Here is a 17,853-nt window from a genome sequence, read left to right as displayed (position 1 = left end):
CCTGAACGTCCACCATCTCCCCTCCTCCGCGCAGATCTGGTTCTGCGCGGTGGCCGGCCTGCTGACAGCCCTCACCCTGGCAAGTCTTGCCATCGGGGCTGCGGATGTCGGGATTGTGGAGCTGCTTCAGAGCAAGGAAGGTCTTGAACTCTTTCTGATCAGCCGCGTACCGCGCACATGCGCGGCAATTCTGTCCGGTGCATCTCTGGCCGTCGCAGGTGTCATCATGCAGATGCTGGCACGGAACCGGTTTGTCGAACCGGCAACCGCGGGCACAGGTGAGTGCGCGGCCCTCGGACTTCTGATCGTGACGCTGCTGATGCCGTCAGGCTCGATCTTCCTGAAGATGGCCGTCTCCTGCTGTGCTGCGTTCGGCGGCACGGCCATATTCCTGGCTCTTGTGCAGAAATTGCCGCCAACACAGCCCTTGCTGGTGCCCCTGACCGGGATCATCTATGGCGGCGTCATTGCCGCCATCACCACGTTCATCGCCTACGAGAACGACCTGATCCAGTATCTCGGCATCTGGATGCACGGCGAATTTTCCGGCGTTCTTCAGGGCCGCTACGAACTGCTCTGGGCCTCCGGCCTGGTCGCGCTCGCAGCCTATCTCTACGCTGACAGGTTCACCATCGCCGGCCTCGGCCGGGACGCCGCAATCGGCCTTGGGCTCAACTACCGCCATGTGCTGGTTGTCGGCCTGGGCATCGTTGCCCTGATCACGTCCTTCACCGTGATTACGGTCGGCATGTTGCCCTTTGTCGGCCTGGTCGTTCCCAACATCGTCAGCCGCTTTCATGGCGACAATGCCCGCAGAACCCTGCCGCTCGTTGCACTGACCGGCGGAACACTGGTTCTCGCAAGCGATGTGGCAGGCAGGCTCCTGCGCTATCCATACGAGATTCCGGCCGCAACAGTCTTCGGTGCCGTCGGCACCGGTGTCTTTCTCTGGCTGCTGTTTGCAAGGCCGGCTCATGCCCGATAGGAAACTCCTCCTCCTGGGCGCTTGTGCATTGCTTGCGATCCTGGCCTATCTGACTTTGGGTGCGCGGGGCAACTGGGGCTTTGTCCTGTCGTTCCGGGGCACCAAACTGGCCGCGCTTGTGCTGGTGGCAGCTGCCGTCGCCCTTTCGACGGTTCTGTTTCAGACGCTCACCAGCAACCGTATCCTGACACCCTCCATCATGGGGTTCGACGCGCTCTATCTCCTCGTCCAGACGGGCCTGGTTTTTGCGCTTGGCAGTTTCGGGTATGCCGCCCTGGCGCCGGAGACGAAGTTCGCTTTCGAAGTCATCCTGCTCACGGCCGCTGCGCTCGCACTTTTCGGCACCCTGCTCGGCAACGGTCTCCAGGATCTCTTCCGCGTGCTTCTTGTCGGGGTGATCTTCGGCGTGCTGTTCCGCAGCCTGACGAGCCTGCTGCAGCGCATGATCGACCCGAATGCCTTTGCCGTGGTGCAGGGCGCCATGTTCGCGAGCTTCAACCGCGTCGACACAGAACTGCTTGTGATCTCGGCCGGCCTCATCCTGCTGTGTTGCGTTCTGGCCTGGCGCAAGCGTCATGTCCTGGATGTCATGGCTCTCGGCCGGGAGCAGGCGATCAGCCTTGGGCTCAACCACCGGCGTGAACTGTTCGTCGGCCTGGCGCTCGTCACCGTGCTGGTCGCGACCTCGACCGCCCTTGTCGGACCTGTCGCGTTTTTCGGCCTGCTGGTGAGCGCTCTGACCTATGAACTTCTGAAGACCCATCATCATGGCAGCCTGCTGATCGCGTCGGTGCTGATTGCGGTCATCGTGCTGGTCGGCGGTCAGACCCTATTCGAACGCGTGCTCGGCATGGGCGGCAGCCTCAGCATCGTGATCGAATTTCTGGGGGGCCTCGTGTTCCTCTTCCTGATCCTGAGAAAGGCGCGGGCATGATCGAGATCGACAATGTCAGCTTCCACCACGGCCGCGCACCGGTTTTGAAAAACGTGTCTCTTAAGATCGCAAAAGGCGGCATCACGGCCCTGATCGGGCCCAATGGCGCCGGCAAGTCCACGCTCTTTGCCCTGATGGCACGCCTTCTGCCGCTGCAAACCGGACGCATCAGCTTTGACGGGCTGGATGTCGTCCAAAGCCCGGCGATGAAGCTCGCCCGAAAACTGGCAATCCTGCGCCAGGACACCAGCGTCGCCTCCAGAATTTCCGTCAAGGAGATGGTCGGCTTCGGCCGCTTTCCGCATCACCTCGGCCGGCCGGCGGAGATCGACCGCGAAAAGGTCGATGCAGCCCTTGAAATGTTCGATCTGACGGATCTTTCCAAACGTTTCATCGACGAACTATCCGGCGGCCAGCGCCAGCGGGTCCTGGTGGCGATGGCCTATGCCCAGGATACCGACTATCTGCTGCTCGACGAACCGCTCAACAATCTGGACATGCATTACGCCAGAAACCTGATGCGGCAGCTTAGAAGCCTTGCCGACACGCACGGCAAGACCATCGTCGTGGTCCTGCATGAAATCAACTATGCGTCGGCTTACGCGGACAGGATCATCGCCCTGAAGAACGGCGAAGTAGCCGCAATAGCCCCCACTGCCGACTTCATGCGGGAAGACACCCTCGCCGCTATCTACGACATGGATGTGCCGATCCGGGAACTGGACGGCAAGCTGGTGGCGCTTCACCATGCTTGAAAGCGCTTTCTCCGGGCTCTGCCCCGCAGACGGCGATCTCCAAAAAAACTGGCGGCAGGATCGATAGAAATCCAGCCACCAGTGCAATGTTCAAGAAGCCTTGGGGTCCCGAAATCAGAACTTGACTTGCGCCTTCAGCAGAAAGGAGCGCCCCGGCTCATAGAGCGGCGTCAGCACATCGGTGCCGTATTCAACTCCATATGTCGAACGGGACGCATAAGCTTCATCGAAGATGTTGTTTGCCTCCAGTCGCAAGGTCAGCTGTGCGACCTGCCGTGGCTTGTACTCGGCAAAGGCATTGGCGACAAAATAGCCGGGCAAAGAGTTTTCACCTGCATCTTCCGTTCCATCGTAATCAAGGGCGGCATCGATGCTGGAGCCAACCGTGACACCGAATTCGGTGAAGGTGTGAACGACTTCCGCCGAGATAACCTGACCGATGGGAGCGCCAACATCGCTGGCGCTGTAGGAATCTACATAGTCGCCGTCGACCGTCAGATCGCTATTTGAGTAGGAAACCTTTACGAACCCGTCGTCCCAGGCGTAACCGGCCCCAAGCTTGAAGCCCTGAACCCTGAAATCAGTATTGTAGACGGTCGAGCTTGTGAATTCCCGGTAGTTCTCGAAGTCGGTCTGGTAGACGTCTCCGGACAGGGTAAAGCCGTTATGCCCGAATTTCACGCCCGCGATCAGGTTCTGGGACCGGACAGGCTTGAGGCCGTCATAGCTGGAGATGCTGTCGAAGATGTAGTTCTCTTCCAGATCGATGCCGCCGAACACATTGGAGTATCCGGCACTGAGCGTGATCTGCTCGGTCAAATCGAAGGCAGCGAATGCGTTCCCGCTGAGGCCGAAATTTTCCAGCTCGGTGCCATCGACACCTGTGAACCATTGCTGGTCGCCGCGGCCGCCGAAGGAAAGCCTTATCCTGTCTGTCGGCGACAGGCGCGCCTGCGCATAGAAACCAACATCACGTGCCTTTTCCTTGTATCCGTCAGGGCTGTACAGGGCATCGGAGTATTCGCTTTCCGAATTGTAGAAGTCCACCCCGGCCGTGATCTTGTGGTCTTCGGACAGGTGGAAGGTGTTTTCCACCTTGCCCGACCACGTCCAGGCATTTCCGTCGCTCTCGATGTTGAGAAGATTGCCGGACCTCCTGTGATAGAAGTAGGGGATTTCGGTCGAGGATTCGCTGTAGCCGATCACCACTGTCGGATCGAACAGTCCCGTCCCATTCACATATTCATATCGTCCCGAGTAGGTCTGTTGGGTGATGTCATAGAGGCGTGTCGCCGGTTCTGTTGACGGCAATCCGCCAAAGTTTGCCCGATATGGCCGCTGAGCGTCGTCCTGGACTTGCTGCGCACTGAATTCGAAGCGGTGGCCTTCGCTGGATTCAAACGCTCCCTTGGCGAGATAGCTCAGGAAATCCGGTGCCGTCCCGTCCATTTCCTCGCCATTGCCGGCCGTGTAATTGTCGCCATTGGCATTTTTGATGTAGCCGAGAAGTTCCAAGCCCTCATAGCGGACATAGCCTGCGCCGGCTTCGGTGAAAGCATTGCTGTTGGTATCGTAGGAGAGCGAGGCATAGCCGCCGTAGAACCGCCCCTCCTCCAGAAGATCGCCGACATCAACCGTTTCGTAGACGATGGAGCCGCCAAGAGCGCCCGGCCCGGCATCTGCCGGTGCCACGCCCGGGTCCACCCGAACAGATTTGAGCAATGCCGGATCTATGTAGTTGGTCGTGTTGTGATGGAACACACGATTGTTCTGAAGAACACCGTCGACGGTTACCGCCAGATTGAGTTCATCTATGCTGTTCACATAGACTTTCTGGGCGGGGCCCATGGCGCCACCGACCGAAATCGAGGCATCACCTGCAAAAACATCCTTCAGGTTCTGCGGGTTGGTAAGCTGAAGATCTTCCGCCGAGATGTAGATCGAATTTTCTCTGTCTGCCGCGCCCAGATGTTCGTCATTTTCTTCCGAAACACCTGGCGTCACCACAATCGTCTGAAGCGTGGTCCCCTGCGCAGTTTCCGGGGAAGACGCAGAATCTTGTGCGCTTGCACCCCCAGCCAGGAGTGCCGATTGTAAAACTGTGCCGGTAAAGAGCAGCGATAGACGCACGCGATCAAGCATGGCCGAATTCCCTTTTTCAGATTTTTAAGCAGCTGGTACCGGCTGAACAGCCGACTGTGGCTCGGCCGTTGCAGTGGCACGGCGCGCGGCAACATATACATGACAAAAACACTCATGTAAAACAGTGTTTGAAATAATGTTTTGCGCGCGCAGCCAGAGGCTTTCTCCAAAGCCAGGCTGTGCAGAAATGGCATTTTTCTGCGGATTAGGAGAACCGGTCGCGCGTGTGTCTATGAAATCGCGACGCACCTTTCAATGCACCAAGGCCCGCCTGGTGGACGAGCCTTGGTGCATTTGACCCCTCTCTATCCCGGTCGGTCAGTTCGGCGTGAACCGCATGGGCACTTCGATGTTCAACCGCGCAAGACGCATGTCGCTCGGGAAATTGGGCATGGGAGAAGCCCGACGCACCATGTCCAGCGCTGCCTTGTCCAAGACCTGATGTCCGGACGACCGGGTTACGCGGACACCCGAAACCGATCCATTGGACGCAATCGTGAAGGCGACCACGACCGTGGCGTCCAGTCTTTGCCGCCTTGCTTCCTTGGGATAGCGTTTGGCCCGGCGCAGTTTCGCGGCGACCTTGCCCTTGTAGTTGGAGGTGGCCTTGGTGCCTCCATCGTTCGTCTTGGCGTCTGCACGCCCGTTGGCATTCGAGCGTGCGGTCTCGCTGGTAATGCGCTCGCCGCCTTTCCGGGTACTGGCTTCCGCGCCCTTCTTCTGGGCCGTCTTTGTTTTTTCCGGTGTCTTGCGCGGCTCTGTCTTGCGAACTGGCGGCTCGGGCTTGGTTCTGGGTGTTTCCGTTACATCCTGCAACGGGTCCGGCACGGCTTCGAGCAGTTCCGTTTCCGGCTTCACCGGTTCCGTCAGTTCTGGCGTCTCGGTCGGAACGACAGAAGCGATCTCGACCGGCTTTTGATCCGGCAGCGGCTCTGGCTGTACCTCGTTGACAGGTTCTACAGGCCTCACCTCTTCAACCGGGGCCGGCCGGGTTTGCGGCAGGTTTTCGAGCAATAGAGCGTCTGCAGGAGCCGCCGTCACGGGGTCTGCAAGCGTAACGCCTTCTGCGACAGGCACGGCCTCGGAGGGCTGAGCCGCAACCTCCACCGGCATGGGTTCGGCAACCGGCATTACCGGTTTCATCTCGACCGGCCGGACCGGCGTTTCCTGCACGGGTTTCGCGATTTCGACCGGCATCTTCACCGGTTCGACAGGCTCGTCAAGCGGCTCGACTTCCTCGACCGGCGGCGTGTCCGTGACCTTTTCCACCTCCGCGCCCGCGACCAGGTCTTCGATAGACCCGATCACGGAGACGCCGCCGCCCTCGGATGCCGCGATCGACACTTCATCCGGATCCTTGGCGAAAAACGCCGAGCCAGTGCCGTGCAGCGCCAGCGAAACGACAACGCCTGCGGCAAGGAAACGGGGGAACCTCACTTCGAGCCTCTTCTGGTAATCAGAACGATATCGCTGCGCCCCGCCGCTTTCAGGTCCTTCAGAACCTTTTCCAGCGCATCGGCCTTCAGCTTTCCGTCAGCGGCAACCTTGATGGGGCCGCTTTCTTCGGCTTCCTCGTCGCGCAGCGCCAGCCAGTCGGAAACCGCGATTTCGGTCTCCCCTGCAAAGGTCCTGCCCTCAGGATCGACGATCAGAGCTCCTGTAGAACGGATGGTTTCGTCTTCCAGGATATTCAGCGGCGGCTCGACCTTGCGGGCGTCGTCCCGGGCGATCGATCCGGCAAACAGGAAGAAGATCAGCATCAGGAAGACAACATTGATCAGCGGAATGGTGTTTTCCGGTGGTTCCCGGCGCTGCGGTTTTCTCATACGCATGACGGCACCTACCTTCCCGTCACCAGAACGGTCTTGAGGCCGGTCTGGCGCGCGGCCGACATGATGTCGACGACGTCCTGGACATTGGCCTCCGGCCCGGACCAGATCGCGACGATGCTTTCCGCCTTCAGTTCGGCAAACCGCACTTGCATCTCGGACTTCTCCAGTGACTTACCGTTCAAGTCGATCTTTTCGGCGGAATGAATGCGCAGGTAAGCAGGTTTAACATCCGCACCACCGCCCTCGCCCCCGCTGGAGATGTCCAGGGACTGATAGCGGGTGAAGCTGGAGGCCAGCATGAAAAACAGCAGCAGCAGGAAAATGACGTCGATCAGCGAGGTCAGGCCGACCGGCCTGCGCCGCGCTCTTTGACTAAACCGCATGCCTCGTCTCCGACGGCGCTTCGAGCGGCACCACCCGGGCCGCACCGCGTTCTGCGATGGCACCGGTAAAGAAGGCCGTTACGAGTGCTTCCATCTCGGACTGTTCGGCTTCGATGCGGCTGTCGAACCAGCCGACGATGGCCGAGACCGGGATGGCAACCGCAAGCCCCACCGCGGTCGTCAGCAGCGCGACCCAGATACCGCCCGCCAGCACCGAGGGATCGACCGCAGCGCCTGCTCCTTGCATTGCCCGAAAGGCTTCGATCATGCCGAGCACTGTCCCGAGAAGGCCGATCAGCGGCGCGGTCTGGGCGATCATGTCGAGCGGGCGCAGATACGCCCGGAGCGTATTGATCCGCTGGATGCAAATGCGCTCCACATCCTCCTTCAGGATGTCTGGCTGAGCTTTTCCTCGGCTGCTGCCCTGGATCAGCTTCAGCATGATGTCCGCAGCGATCGATTTGCCGCGCGCGGCGATTGCCTTGGCATCGTGCGGATGCCCGTCCAGCCAGGCGGCAAGCGCCTTGCGGGCGGTGCCGAACCGGCCAACACCGAGAAATGTGAACTGCAGGACCTTCGCGGCGATCAGGGCAACTGCGACAAGCGACAGGACAAGCAGGAAGATCACGACAGGACCTCCCTGATCGACCAGTCCTGTCAGCGGCGAAAGGAAGTGCGGCAGAGCCGCGTGAATGTCTTCGGGCATAACTCAAGCCAACTCGATACAAGTCAAAGGATGAAGTCGATCTCGGAACGGGCGCTGATCTGCAGCTTGGGCAGACAATCTTCGGATGGGCTGCCCTCGATTTCGCAGGCCCGGACTTCGTTGAGCAAAACGCGTGAGATGCCGCTGCAGTCGCCCTTGGCAACGTCATACTGACGCACCCGCGTCTTGCCGGCCGGCAGATCGCCAAAGTCGATCGCCGCGTAGCCGGACACGCCGTCGGACTTGTCGAACATCACCAGATCCAGCCCCAGCGCGTTGACAGGGCTGGCAAGCTCGTTGCGGATGACGAATGTCAGCCTGCAGGCATCGCCGACCGTCTCGGCGCCGTTCAACTGGATGGAAATCGTACCGGCTGGCTGCGCGCCAACGGCAGTCGCACCCAGGCAGGCCGAAACAAGTGCCAGAACCGGAACCAAAGATTTTTTCATCCTGCCGCTCTCCTGTTGGAGCAATCTCACGGGCGTCAGTCCCGGCCGGGAGCTTCCGCCTCGCACCATGTGAGTTTCAGTTTTTCTTTCCAGGCGAACCGCTCGAGATGATCGTCGATCACGAGTTTCATGCGAGCGATCTTCTGCTCTTCATCGGCTTCGCACCGGATGCTCAGATGCACCGGGGAAGCCTCCATCCGGCAATGGCCGAATGGAAAGGACACCTCACCGGTCTCGGTGTCCCATTCGGCGGGAACCTTGTGAGCGAAGTGTTTGCAGAGTTGCTGGAGATATTTCGAGGCTGAGGCGGTCCTGGCCGTCGACGTGACGATAAACATTGCCCTGGCTATCCGTTCTTTACACCGAAATGGCGAGCCGGGGGAACCGGCCCGCACGAAAAAAGTTGAATTTCATATTCAGAATTTTGCTGTCGCCGTCAGGAAGAAGCTCCGGCCCGGCGAATTGACCGGGGTCACCCGGCTTGTCGCGATGTAACTGCCCCGGCTGTAGTAGGTCTCGTCAAAGACGTTGTTGACCTCGGCTCTCAAGGAAAAATCGGTCTCACCAAGCTTGGGCGCCCACTCGGCAAAGACGTTGACGACCTCATAGGCAGGGATAGGATTCTCGAAGCCGCTGTCGGCAAGGTCTTCGTTCGAATATTCAAACGCGATTTCCGCATTTGCACCGAGCGTGAGATCCCACTGGGCGAACGTGTAGCCAGCACCCAGCGTCATGATGTCGCCAACCGGAACGGCGGCATTCACGTCGCCGAAGAGGGCAATCCGGTCGCCATATTCGACATCTGTGTGGGTGTAGGCGGCGGAAACATAGGCGTTGGCCCAGTCGAAGCGGGCACTCAGATCGAAGCCCCTGGAGGTCAGTTCGTCCCCGTTGATCCGCGAGAGGGTCGCGTAATCATAGGCGATCGGATTGTACATCTGGATATAGAACAGATCCGCGCCGAGTGTCAGCCCGTTCCAGCGGTAGGTCAGGCCGAGCTTGGCATTGTGCGCCGTCGTCGGATCGAGGTCAGCGGAATAGGTGTAGTCCTGGGCGTGATAGAGCGCTGCCTCGGCCTGCTCCAGGCCGCCGAACACATAGGAATAGCCGCCATTGACCGTCAGACCGGTGAGGATCTCGTAGGCGAGATTGATATTCGGCGACAGGCCGAAATTGTCGAAGGTCTGGTCGTCCACCGAATTGTAGCTCTGGAAATCCGCCCGCAGACCCGCGGACACGTCGAGACGCTCGACCGGCGTGAGGCGTGCCTGCAGATAGGCGCCGACATTGGTGATGTCTTCCGAGGCATCGGTCGTAAAGTGGAACCGTTCGATGTCGACCTGGTCATGGTAGAAATCGACACCGGCCGTCAGTGTGCCCATGGCGAAGTGGAAGCGGTTCTCGATGTGGCCGCCGATGGACTGCAGGTCGGAGTTGAAATCGCCGCTGGCCCTCGTGTAGCCGGACTTGTTCGGCCGGTTCAATTTGTTGCGGTTGTAATAAAGCAGGACATCCGGATCGAACTGGCCCTCGGCACCTTCCAGCGAATACCGGAAAGTCGTCGTGATGCGTTCGTAGAGATTGTCGTTGAAGGCTGTCCCGACGGCGCCCATGTTCGTGCGCAGGCGCCGGTAACCGTCGTCACGATAATATTCGCCCGAGACTTCGAACCTGTGCCCTTCCTGGCTCTGATAGGCCACCTTGCCGAGACCGGTCCACAGATCCGCTGCGGTGCCAAGTTCCGTGAACCCTTCGCCGTCGTCGTAATCCTGGCCTTCTGCGCGGGTCAGCGTGCCGAGATATTCAAACCCTTCCGCCATGCCGTAGGCGGCTGCGGTTCCGGTCAGCGTCATGGAATTGGTGTCGTAGCCGAAGGAAACCAGCGCACCGAGCTTCTGACCTTCCTTCAGCATGTCGATCGCATCGACGGTCTCGAACTCCACCGTACCGCCAAGCGCGCCGGGCCCGCCGTCGGCTGGCGCGACGCCCTCGTTGACCTCGACCGCCTTCAAAAAGCGCGGGTCGATGCCGAGGTCGCCATTGTGGTGCCAGACATTGTTCTTCTGCCGCGCGCCATCGACCGTCACGTTAAGCTTGGACTGATCGATCCCGTGCACGTAGATTTTCTGCGAGGCCGGGCTGCCGCCGGCAGTGGTGACGGACGGCGTTTCCTGAAACAGCTGCTTCAGATCGACCGGCTGCTGCGCCTCGATTTCCTCGCGGCTGATGTTGACGCTCTGCTCCAGCGTTTCGAATTTGTCCGCTTCCGTGTCCTTGACGACGACGGTCTCGAGTTGCTGCGTGTCCTCTGCCTTTGCCCCCGCTGTCATGAGCGCCAAAGCACTCACCGATGCCAGCACGACGGCCTGTGCCGCAAAACCACGTCTCATATTCTACCCCAACCACCAGAAATCCCGCGTGCCAAACCGGCCGCGATGAATACGCTTAAACTTGACTTGAAAAGTCATGTATTTGATAAAAGGCTGGCCGGAGACGGACAATCGCAAAGTCGTTTGCCAGTCACCCAAACTCTTTTGCGAATGCCTGAAGCGGGTCGGGTGGGTCTTTTCGATCGATTTTTCCGCTCCTGGCAGAGGCAACCGGCTCCCTTGAAACACCAGTTACCGCTGACAAACGGAAATACGCACCGGAATGTTTGTACCGACGGACCACCACAGGACCTATGTGACCAAGCAGGATCTTCTGGCGCAGCCGGACGCCCGCCAGCAGCGCTGGGTGGGACCGGCGCTGGAGACCGGCGACGAGGTTCTGCGCGGCGCAATCAGCTTCATGACCATCGAGGACGGTCTCTCGGTCCATTTTTCCAACGCGGAAGACCTGCATGATCTGAAGATCGAGACGGATTGCGGCCCGAGGCTGAGCGTGTCGCTGTTTCTGGAAGGCGAAATCGACGCCAATGTCGGCTCCTTCCGCATTCCGGTGCCGCGCTACGACACCGAAGCCCGTCACTGGGTTCCCGTCGCAACGGTCTTTTCCCAGACGCGGCACGAGATCTTCGTCCGGCATGCCCGACGTGGCGTCCGGCTCAAGAAAGTGATCATTTCCATTTCGCACGACTGGCTACTCACGCATATGTTGGAGGCTGAGCCGGACTACGGCATGATCCGCGAGTTTGCTGCCAGCCATCTGGCCCATGTGAGCTGGTCCCCCAGCAGCCATGCCGTAAGCCTGGCCGAACAGATCATCGCAGCGCCCTGCGGTTCTCCGTTTCAGCACCGGCTCCATGTTACCTCGCGGGTCTACGGTCTCCTTGAAGAGGCGTTCCGGCAAATCTCGGAAACCCGGGAACCGCAGGCCGCGGGCATCGCCGGGGCACAGGACCGGCAGCGGCTGCTGGCGATAGAGCATCATCTCAGCGGGCAGCGCGGGCATTGGGTGACGGCGGAGGAACTGGCGCTTGTAACCGGCATGAGCCAAAACTCGTTGCAGCGGCTTCTCTCGCGCACCTACGGCCTGTCGGCCTCCCGCTTCATCCGTCGCTTCATGCTCGAACGCGCCCGCGAAGCCCTGGAGCGGGACAATGTGACCATCGCCGAGGCCACTCATATTGCGGGCTACTCATCTCCCGCAAACTTCGCCACCGCCTTCAAGCGCGAATTCGGGCTGTCGCCGAAACAGGTGAAGTAGCCATTTCTTTTTCCAAACTCGCAAGCCTGACCGGCATGAATGCAAATGGGGGACAGTTTGACCAACAACCACCTGCCAAACAACGGAAAGCGCATGCACGTCACGATGCTGGACGAGGGCCTCTCCAGCGAGGACCGGACCATTCTCCTTGCCCTCCGGCTGATCTGCATGAGCTATACGGAACCCGCCTCCCTTGCCTGGGAAAGCGCGCTGGAAACCTGCGACATCCGGTTCGGTCCTGAACGTGGTCCTCAAATCGGAATGGCCGTGCTGAAATGCTTCAAGGCTCTTCGACTGGCCCGAACCGGCGGCTTCAATTTCACCAATCCGGCCTGCCCGTGCTGCCGGGAAAACCTGTCCAGTCACGAACGTGCCTTTATGCGGCTTCTGGCTGCGATACGGACGGAAAACAGCACCAGCCGGCAGGCACAGGCTCTTGTCCTTTGCGAAGGCGCTGACCCCGGGCCGTTGCTGCACCAAGCCGCAAATCTCGTGCGCCTCCTGAAATTACACTCGGATTGGCCAGCCTAATGGACGCGCATCGGTATGAGCCGCGCGCGTCCGGATAAGGTTCTGGCCATCCCGCTCTGTTGACGAGTTAGATGAAGTCACCCACCACGTGGCGCTCCAGTTAAGTCAACATGACGTCCCTGAAAGTCGCCGAATGCGATGTCGTGACCGCACCACCTCAGCGGCTGGCTCGCTTGTCCCGAAGCAGACAGGTCGCAGCGACCGAGCCCGCGATGGTGAGGGCCGAAAGGCCCAACAGAAGCCAGAGACCATCGTGATATTGTGTAATTTCAAGCCTTTGGCTGTCGCCTCCCATGACGGCGGTCGTGACGGCCAGCACGATGGCAGCACCCAACTGATAACCGGTCTGCAGTATCCCGGCGGCAACGCCGCGCCTGTTTTCAGCGATGCCTGTCGTCGCCAGAACATTGGCGGCGGGAAACGAAAGCGGAAAGGCAATACCGATCAGGACGACGCTTGGCAGGACGACCCAAAGGTATGTCGTCTCCTCACCGATCCTGATGAAATTCGCGTAGGACAGGGCATAGGCGACAAAGCCTGCCGTTATCATCCAGTGAACGCCGAACCTTTCGATGAGCCCGCCCATGCGCGGCGCAAACAAGGCTATGAGCAGCCCGATGGGAAGGAAGGCGAAGGCCATCTCGATAGGCGACCAGCCACGGTTTGCCTGCAGGTACAAGGTGCCTATGAACTGAAAGCTCATATAGGTGCCGAGGATCGCCGCCGCGACGATGCTCGCCCAGACGAGTTTCCTGTTTCTCAGCAGGTTCAGATCCAGAAGAGGATGGGCCACCTTCTTTTCGATCCGGACGAACGCGGTCAGACAAATGACTGCGAACATCGCGGTTGCGATCACATGAGGCGAATGAAGTCCGCGGGAAGGAATTTCCACGATGGCATAGACGATGGCAAGCATACCCGCGGTGCAGGTGACCGCGCCCCAGATGTCATAGCCTTCCTCTTGCCGCACGGCGTCGTCCTTGCTGACAAACAGGGCAGCTCCGAGCAAGGCGGCTTCCTGTCAGCCGCCTGGCGCGATCAGGCGCGCGCCATTCGTGTCGGGGTCGAAGCGCAATCCCAGGGCCCCGGCTGGGGATACTCCTGGATGGGAGCGGCACTCGTTGACCCGAAGGCGGCAGGCAGCAGCTGGAGCAAGGGTTCGGTTGCCTGCGGTCTGCTGCTGTTCGGGGAAACCTTGAGCCCCGAGCGCGCTGTCGCCACACTCGTGATCATTGGGGGCGTGATCGCCCTCAAAATCCTGCCGAGCTGATCCAGGCTAGCACCAGCTTCTGCGCAGAGGTGCGCATTCCCTGCCGCAATCCTCCTCCGCAAGCCAGATGTGGAAATGCATCCGTCGGCCGTTCTGCGCTCAGTCCGTTCTTTGTTCCTTGGTGAGAAGCTCGGACAACTCCAGTGCGAGAAAATCGACCAGGCGCCGCACCCTCTCGATCGTGCGACGGGTTTCGGGATAGACGAGTGAAACCGGGAGAGGAGATGGTCCGGTGTCGGCAAGGATCCGCACCAGCCGCCTTTCCGCTACATCCGCCGCCGCCTGGTAGGACAAGGCGCTTACGATGCCCGCACCGCGCCGCGCCGCCTCGAGTGCGGCGGGAGCGTCGTTGACGGCCAGTCGCGTGGACATCGTTGCCGCGTGAGCGCCGAACATCTGGCGGGGCGAACGCGTGGGCTGGAGGATGCTGGAATGCTGGATCCAGAGATGGCCGGCAAGATCCTTTACACTCTGCGGGCAGCCATGCTTTTCCAGATATTCCGGACTGGCCAGCATCCACCAGCAAACCGTTCCCACACGTCTGACCACCAACGAGGGCGTGGTGACAACCCCGATACGCAGGCCCAGGTCAAACTCTTCGGCGTTCAGGTCGATAACGGCGTCGGAAAGGTGCAGGCCAATGTCGATGCCGGGGTTGGTCTCCAGGAAACGGCAAACGGCAGGCAACACGTGCAGACGGCCAAAAGTCATCGGCGCGGTCATCCGGACAGTCCCCTTGGGTTCTATCCAGTTACCGCTGACGGCTTCCATCATTTCAGAATAATCCGCAAGCAGCTGGCGCGACCGCTCCACGACCTCGCGCCCCGCGGCGGTCGCCTGGCAGCGGCGTGCGGATCTCTCGAACAATACACCTCCCAGATCCGCTTCAACCTGCGACAGGATGCGCGACACCGAAGGCAGGGACAGGCCGAGCCGGCGTCCCGCCGCGGCGAGTGTGCCTTCTTCGTCGATTGCGACGATCACCTTCAAGTGGCGAAGATTGCCTTCGAACGACATTTCATTTTTCAAAACCATAGATATCAAGATGCGGCATTGTTTTTAAAATTGGAAGAAACGATACCACCGCTGTCAGGTTATTTTCGCAACCGCGGGAGCACTTCATGTCCTATACGTCCCCAATCCAAGATGTGGCATCGCTCACTCAGTTCGGGCGCGAGCGATTGTCGGAAAACTTTTTCATGCGGGAAATGCTCTGCTCGGAGGTCGCGAACGTTCACAGGGTTCCCAACATTCCGGAAAACCCCGAACTCGCCTTGAAGGTGGGTCGGGAAATCGCCACCCGGCTGCTTGAACCGCTGAAGCAGGCCTTCGGTCATGTTGCCATACGCAGCGCCTACCGGTCCCCCAGGCTCAATTCCTTCTGCAACGAACGCTACGTTGCCGGAGATACCGCCTGCTGGTGTACCGACAATGCGTCCAACGCGGCAAAACACATCTGGGACATGCCGGATGAGCATGGCTTTCTGGGTGGAACGATCACATTGGTGATCCCGTCCTATCTCGACCACTACGAGCGGACCGGTGACTTCGCTCCTCTTGCCTGGTGGATCCGCGATCACATCGAGGGCTATGCCGATCTGGTCTTTTTCCGGCAGCTGTGTGCGTTCAACATCCGTTGGAACGAGGGGCCCAACACCAAGGCGATATGGTTGAACGACCCGCCGAAGCGTGAGCAGCTTACCGGCGAAGGCCTGGCAAATTTCCACGGCGATCACAGTGCCCATTACCACGACATCATTCCGGAACAAGACCGGGGATTATCGAAATGAAAGCCGCTGCCACATGTTCCGCCGGAAATTTCAGGAATGTCGACATGCCCCCTGCTCCATCGATCGCCACGGCATATCCCGTCTCTGTGACCACGATGGAAAAGCGCTACTGCGGAGACATCGAAGGCAGGTCCGCAACGGTTTTTACCGCCGCATTTGACGAGGTCAGCGGCAGGGGATGTTACCTTGCGATGGAGAGTTTCGAAGGCGCTATCAATGGACGAGAAGGCACCTTCAATTTCATTCACTCAGCTTCCACCACCGGCCGCGATCGATCGAACGATTTCTTCCGTATCGTCGATGGAAGCGGGACAGGCAATCTGGAGGGATTATCGGGTTAGGGCGGCATCAGCATGGATCCCGACGGAACACATCGAATTTGGTTCCATTATGAACTGGGAACGCAAAACGCCTGAGACCGGTCTCCGCCTCGGCAGGTAGGTAAGTCTCTGGTCTGACACGAGCGACCGGCTTACAAAATTATCCGGCAACCTCCTGAACAACGCTTCGTTACCTTGAAATCGCAGCTGTCCCAATTGCGGCAGGTTCTTTCGGTCTGAACCGGAACCTGTTTTAACTTGGCGATCGGACGAGGAGGCGGCGATAGCGTGGAAGAGGGAAGCGCGACGATCCCGGCAGAACAAAGCGGCCTCAGAACATTGCGGCCTCTCGAACGGACTTTGGCCAGTGACGCTCTCATCAGGGTCAGCCGGCAGACTTTGACCTCCGTCCACGTCACGGTGAAATACGTCGGCAGCACGGTCATTGCGTTCGCCTACGACACGCCGACGGGCAACAAGCCTCAGAAGAGTGACAACGCGGTCCACGTCTGGCCGGTTTCGGCAAACAGCGTCCCCTTCAATTCGAAGCCGGAAGCCAGCATGGGGATCATGGGAAATGATCCTTCGGGGGACCAGTCGATCATGGAGGATATCACTGTGGGGGCCTATGTCGTCGGCTACGCCGTCGGACCGGTTGCCCCGGACAATGCCTGGTCCCCTTACCTGAACGTGGTCGCCTCGGCCTATATCCCCCCCGCCGGCACTGAAGGAGACCCGTCCGGCTCCCGAACGAGCAGCATCCAGACCCAGTATGTCGGCCAGAACACACTGGTCTTCCAGTACACGTTCCTGGATGGTTTCGACCCGAAAGCGGCCGGCGCCTGGGTCGGGCTTTGGCCGGGGGATGTTTCACCCTATTCGGCAAGTCCCCGATGGTATGCGGCCATCCAGCAATCCGTCTCCACCGGTGATGCGGTTCTGAACGGACTGCAGCTCGACGCTGGTGCGACCTACACCCTTGCGCTCTTCGCCAGCGGCTTTTCCGAAAAGTCCAAGCAGTTGAATCTCGACCGGCTTGCCAGCTTCGTGGTCTTCAGCGCCGACACCTGAGCCGGTCTTCTTTCAAACACAAAGTTTTCCGGCGCGTGTCTTCCAGTCCCTTGGAATGATTATGCAATCAGCGGCTGCGTAGTCCGCCGACTTCCGCAAGGGCAGGTAACGCATGGAAAAGTTGCAAAAAAATGGCAGCACCACTATTGAAAGAACAATCGATTAGTGTAGAGTTTTCATATACAAGCAAAAATTCAGCAAATTCCGGGCATCCAGATTGATGGAATTTGCAGTGCCGGATGCACCCAAGCGGGCCCGCAATTGCGGGCCGGTAACGGAGCATTGCGTTTTGAGGAGGAGATTGAGCATGGCAGATTCCCCCGTAAGCAGGCTGTTTCAGGGTCCTGCGCCGCAGACTGTTCGCGTCAACACGACCAATGTCAGCGCCAAGCAGATCAGTGTCAGTTTCGATACGCCGAACGGCAACCAGCCCAACAGCTACGGCAATGCCCTGTGGATCTGGCAGTCCGGAAACCAGGTGCCCTGGTCTTCAGCGGGGCAGTCGCAGTCCATCGGCAACAACACTCCGAGCGGCGATGCCTCCTTCACCGATCTCGATGTGACGACGCTGTCCTACCTGATCGGATATTCCGTCGGGCCGAAGGGCGACGCGAACTGGCTATATCCCAACGTGGTTGCCACGGTCTTCATTCCGGCGCTGGGCAGCTCCAGCGGCGGATCGGGGTCCGAGCAGCAGGGAGACGTCTTCAGCCCGAGCGTCGCCATGCAGACATTCGGCGCGACGTCGCTGGTAACGAATTTCGACATGCTCGCCGGGTTCAATCCTGAAAAGGCGAAATCCTTCATCGGCGTCTGGGAAGGCCAGACCGTTTCCTATACGCAGGCGCCGAAATGGTTTGCACCGGTCACCGGGTCGAACTCCTCCGGGACCGTGTCGTTCAACAACATCAAGATCCTGCGCGGCACGACCTACGCAATCGGTCTTTTCGCTTCGGGCTACGATTCAAATCCGTCGAACCTGAAGCAGACGGCACTGGCCGCCACAAGCACTTTCACCGTCTGACACGCGCCGCGGC

General features: G+C 59.6%; 20 protein-coding genes. 10 read left to right on the top strand and 10 right to left on the bottom strand.

Annotated features, from left to right (window positions below; translation table 11 throughout):
- Position 1 precedes the first annotated feature (1 nt).
- The 3 genes from ACX3M4_RS27165 to ACX3M4_RS27155 are packed head-to-tail and all read left to right on the top strand — an operon-like array spanning position 2 to position 2,674.
- Complete coding sequence (locus ACX3M4_RS27165) at positions 2–985, top strand: ABC transporter permease (protein ID WP_459359508.1); 984 nt, start codon at positions 2–4, stop codon at positions 983–985.
- Positions 975–1,919: an iron chelate uptake ABC transporter family permease subunit gene (locus tag ACX3M4_RS27160; RefSeq protein ID WP_459356048.1), complete on the top strand. Its 945-nt coding sequence runs from the start codon at positions 975–977 to the stop codon at positions 1,917–1,919. Before ACX3M4_RS27165 ends, ACX3M4_RS27160 begins: the two co-directional genes overlap by 11 nt.
- The gene (locus ACX3M4_RS27155; protein WP_459356047.1) at positions 1,916–2,674 is read left to right on the top strand and encodes an iron ABC transporter ATP-binding protein; all 759 of its coding nucleotides are present in this window, start codon (positions 1,916–1,918) and stop codon (positions 2,672–2,674) included. The genes ACX3M4_RS27160 and ACX3M4_RS27155 overlap by 4 nt, the downstream gene beginning before the upstream one ends.
- A 114-nt stretch (positions 2,675–2,788) precedes the next feature.
- On the opposite strand, the gene ACX3M4_RS27150 is transcribed toward ACX3M4_RS27155, so the two are convergent.
- The 8 genes from ACX3M4_RS27150 to ACX3M4_RS27115 all read right to left on the bottom strand — a co-directional run bounded on the left by ACX3M4_RS27150 (position 2,789) and on the right by ACX3M4_RS27115 (position 10,576).
- On the bottom strand, positions 2,789–4,816 hold the full coding sequence (locus ACX3M4_RS27150) for a TonB-dependent receptor plug domain-containing protein (protein WP_459356046.1): 2,028 nt from the start codon (positions 4,814–4,816) through the stop codon (positions 2,789–2,791).
- 318 nt (positions 4,817–5,134) lie between these two features.
- The gene (locus ACX3M4_RS27145; protein WP_459356045.1) at positions 5,135–6,253 is read right to left on the bottom strand and encodes an energy transducer TonB; all 1,119 of its coding nucleotides are present in this window, start codon (positions 6,251–6,253) and stop codon (positions 5,135–5,137) included.
- A complete protein-coding gene (locus tag ACX3M4_RS27140) occupies positions 6,250–6,648 on the bottom strand; it encodes an ExbD/TolR family protein (protein WP_459356044.1) in 399 nt (132 codons plus the stop codon). The genes ACX3M4_RS27145 and ACX3M4_RS27140 overlap by 4 nt, the downstream gene beginning before the upstream one ends.
- Before the next feature lie 8 nt (positions 6,649–6,656).
- Entirely contained in the window at positions 6,657–7,031 is a 375-nt protein-coding gene (locus ACX3M4_RS27135; protein ID WP_459356043.1) for an ExbD/TolR family protein, read from the bottom strand.
- Positions 7,021–7,737: a MotA/TolQ/ExbB proton channel family protein gene (locus ACX3M4_RS27130; protein WP_459356042.1), complete on the bottom strand. Its 717-nt coding sequence runs from the start codon at positions 7,735–7,737 to the stop codon at positions 7,021–7,023. The genes ACX3M4_RS27135 and ACX3M4_RS27130 overlap by 11 nt, the downstream gene beginning before the upstream one ends.
- 23 nt (positions 7,738–7,760) lie before the next feature.
- Positions 7,761–8,186: a hypothetical protein gene (locus ACX3M4_RS27125; RefSeq protein WP_459356041.1), complete on the bottom strand. Its 426-nt coding sequence runs from the start codon at positions 8,184–8,186 to the stop codon at positions 7,761–7,763.
- A 35-nt stretch (positions 8,187–8,221) separates the two neighbouring features.
- Positions 8,222–8,524: a DUF2218 domain-containing protein gene (locus tag ACX3M4_RS27120; RefSeq protein WP_459356040.1), complete on the bottom strand. Its 303-nt coding sequence runs from the start codon at positions 8,522–8,524 to the stop codon at positions 8,222–8,224.
- 78 nt (positions 8,525–8,602) lie between these two features.
- Positions 8,603–10,576 (bottom strand): TonB-dependent receptor plug domain-containing protein, encoded by a 1,974-nt coding sequence (locus ACX3M4_RS27115; protein ID WP_459356039.1) that lies wholly within the window; start codon positions 10,574–10,576, stop codon positions 8,603–8,605.
- Between the two features lie 262 nt (positions 10,577–10,838).
- Here ACX3M4_RS27115 and ACX3M4_RS27110 point away from each other — a divergent pair, with 262 nt between their 5' ends.
- Entirely contained in the window at positions 10,839–11,834 is a 996-nt protein-coding gene (locus ACX3M4_RS27110) for a helix-turn-helix transcriptional regulator (protein WP_459356038.1), read from the top strand.
- Positions 11,835–11,927: 93 nt separating this feature from the next.
- Positions 11,928–12,365, top strand: coding sequence for a hypothetical protein (locus ACX3M4_RS27105; protein WP_459356037.1), 438 nt, complete (start codon positions 11,928–11,930; stop codon positions 12,363–12,365).
- A 157-nt stretch (positions 12,366–12,522) separates the two neighbouring features.
- Here the strand turns inward: ACX3M4_RS27105 and ACX3M4_RS27100 are convergent, their stop codons facing one another.
- Positions 12,523–13,374 carry an MFS transporter gene (locus tag ACX3M4_RS27100; protein ID WP_459356036.1) on the bottom strand — a complete coding sequence of 284 codons (852 nt, stop codon included), beginning with the start codon at positions 13,372–13,374 and terminating at the stop codon, positions 12,523–12,525.
- Positions 13,375–13,470: 96 nt separating this feature from the next.
- Between ACX3M4_RS27100 and ACX3M4_RS27095 the strand changes: the two genes are divergently transcribed.
- A complete protein-coding gene (locus ACX3M4_RS27095) occupies positions 13,471–13,635 on the top strand; it encodes a hypothetical protein (RefSeq protein ID WP_459356035.1) in 165 nt (54 codons plus the stop codon).
- A 99-nt stretch (positions 13,636–13,734) separates the two neighbouring features.
- On the opposite strand, the gene ACX3M4_RS27090 is transcribed toward ACX3M4_RS27095, so the two are convergent.
- Positions 13,735–14,652, bottom strand: a complete 918-nt coding sequence (locus ACX3M4_RS27090) for a LysR family transcriptional regulator (RefSeq protein ID WP_459356034.1) — start codon at positions 14,650–14,652, stop codon at positions 13,735–13,737.
- A 104-nt stretch (positions 14,653–14,756) separates the two neighbouring features.
- On the opposite strand from ACX3M4_RS27090, the gene ACX3M4_RS27085 reads away from it, so the two are divergent.
- The 4 genes from ACX3M4_RS27085 to ACX3M4_RS27070 all read left to right on the top strand — a co-directional run bounded on the left by ACX3M4_RS27085 (position 14,757) and on the right by ACX3M4_RS27070 (position 17,840).
- Positions 14,757–15,425, top strand: a complete 669-nt coding sequence (locus ACX3M4_RS27085) for a hypothetical protein (RefSeq protein ID WP_459356033.1) — start codon at positions 14,757–14,759, stop codon at positions 15,423–15,425.
- The gene (locus ACX3M4_RS27080; protein WP_459356032.1) at positions 15,422–15,766 is read left to right on the top strand and encodes a DUF3224 domain-containing protein; all 345 of its coding nucleotides are present in this window, start codon (positions 15,422–15,424) and stop codon (positions 15,764–15,766) included. The genes ACX3M4_RS27085 and ACX3M4_RS27080 overlap by 4 nt, the downstream gene beginning before the upstream one ends.
- 267 nt (positions 15,767–16,033) lie before the next feature.
- Positions 16,034–16,816 carry a hypothetical protein gene (locus ACX3M4_RS27075; RefSeq protein ID WP_459356031.1) on the top strand — a complete coding sequence of 261 codons (783 nt, stop codon included), beginning with the start codon at positions 16,034–16,036 and terminating at the stop codon, positions 16,814–16,816.
- Between the two features lie 307 nt (positions 16,817–17,123).
- On the top strand, positions 17,124–17,840 hold the full coding sequence (locus tag ACX3M4_RS27070; RefSeq protein WP_459356030.1) for a hypothetical protein: 717 nt from the start codon (positions 17,124–17,126) through the stop codon (positions 17,838–17,840).
- Positions 17,841–17,853 lie beyond the last annotated feature (13 nt).

The sequence above is a fragment of the Roseibium sp. M-1 genome, from assembly GCF_054515675.1.
Note: the sequence above shows the minus strand (reverse complement) of the source record. Positions and strands in the feature narration are given on the sequence as shown.

Bases quoted from the DNA above. Each gene is read 5' to 3' on its own strand.
- ACX3M4_RS27120 (WP_459356040.1), bottom strand. From the start codon at position 8,524: ATGTTTATCGTCACGTCGACGGCCAGGACCGCCTCAGCCTCGAAATAT.
- ACX3M4_RS27080 (WP_459356032.1), top strand. From the start codon at position 15,422: ATGAAAGCCGCTGCCACATGTTCCGCCGGAAATTTCAGGAATGTCGAC.
- ACX3M4_RS27070 (WP_459356030.1), top strand. From the start codon at position 17,124: ATGGCAGATTCCCCCGTAAGCAGGCTGTTTCAGGGTCCTGCGCCGCAG.
- ACX3M4_RS27160 (WP_459356048.1), top strand. From the start codon at position 975: ATGCCCGATAGGAAACTCCTCCTCCTGGGCGCTTGTGCATTGCTTGCG.
- ACX3M4_RS27150 (WP_459356046.1), bottom strand. From the start codon at position 4,816: ATGCTTGATCGCGTGCGTCTATCGCTGCTCTTTACCGGCACAGTTTTA.
- ACX3M4_RS27110 (WP_459356038.1), top strand. From the start codon at position 10,839: ATGTTTGTACCGACGGACCACCACAGGACCTATGTGACCAAGCAGGAT.
- ACX3M4_RS27095 (WP_459356035.1), top strand. From the start codon at position 13,471: ATGGGAGCGGCACTCGTTGACCCGAAGGCGGCAGGCAGCAGCTGGAGC.
- ACX3M4_RS27140 (WP_459356044.1), bottom strand. From the start codon at position 6,648: ATGCGTATGAGAAAACCGCAGCGCCGGGAACCACCGGAAAACACCATT.
- ACX3M4_RS27125 (WP_459356041.1), bottom strand. From the start codon at position 8,186: ATGAAAAAATCTTTGGTTCCGGTTCTGGCACTTGTTTCGGCCTGCCTG.
- ACX3M4_RS27105 (WP_459356037.1), top strand. From the start codon at position 11,928: ATGCACGTCACGATGCTGGACGAGGGCCTCTCCAGCGAGGACCGGACC.
- ACX3M4_RS27090 (WP_459356034.1), bottom strand. From the start codon at position 14,652: ATGTCGTTCGAAGGCAATCTTCGCCACTTGAAGGTGATCGTCGCAATC.
- ACX3M4_RS27130 (WP_459356042.1), bottom strand. From the start codon at position 7,737: ATGCCCGAAGACATTCACGCGGCTCTGCCGCACTTCCTTTCGCCGCTG.
- ACX3M4_RS27115 (WP_459356039.1), bottom strand. From the start codon at position 10,576: ATGAGACGTGGTTTTGCGGCACAGGCCGTCGTGCTGGCATCGGTGAGT.
- ACX3M4_RS27135 (WP_459356043.1), bottom strand. From the start codon at position 7,031: ATGCGGTTTAGTCAAAGAGCGCGGCGCAGGCCGGTCGGCCTGACCTCG.
- ACX3M4_RS27155 (WP_459356047.1), top strand. From the start codon at position 1,916: ATGATCGAGATCGACAATGTCAGCTTCCACCACGGCCGCGCACCGGTT.
- ACX3M4_RS27085 (WP_459356033.1), top strand. From the start codon at position 14,757: ATGTCCTATACGTCCCCAATCCAAGATGTGGCATCGCTCACTCAGTTC.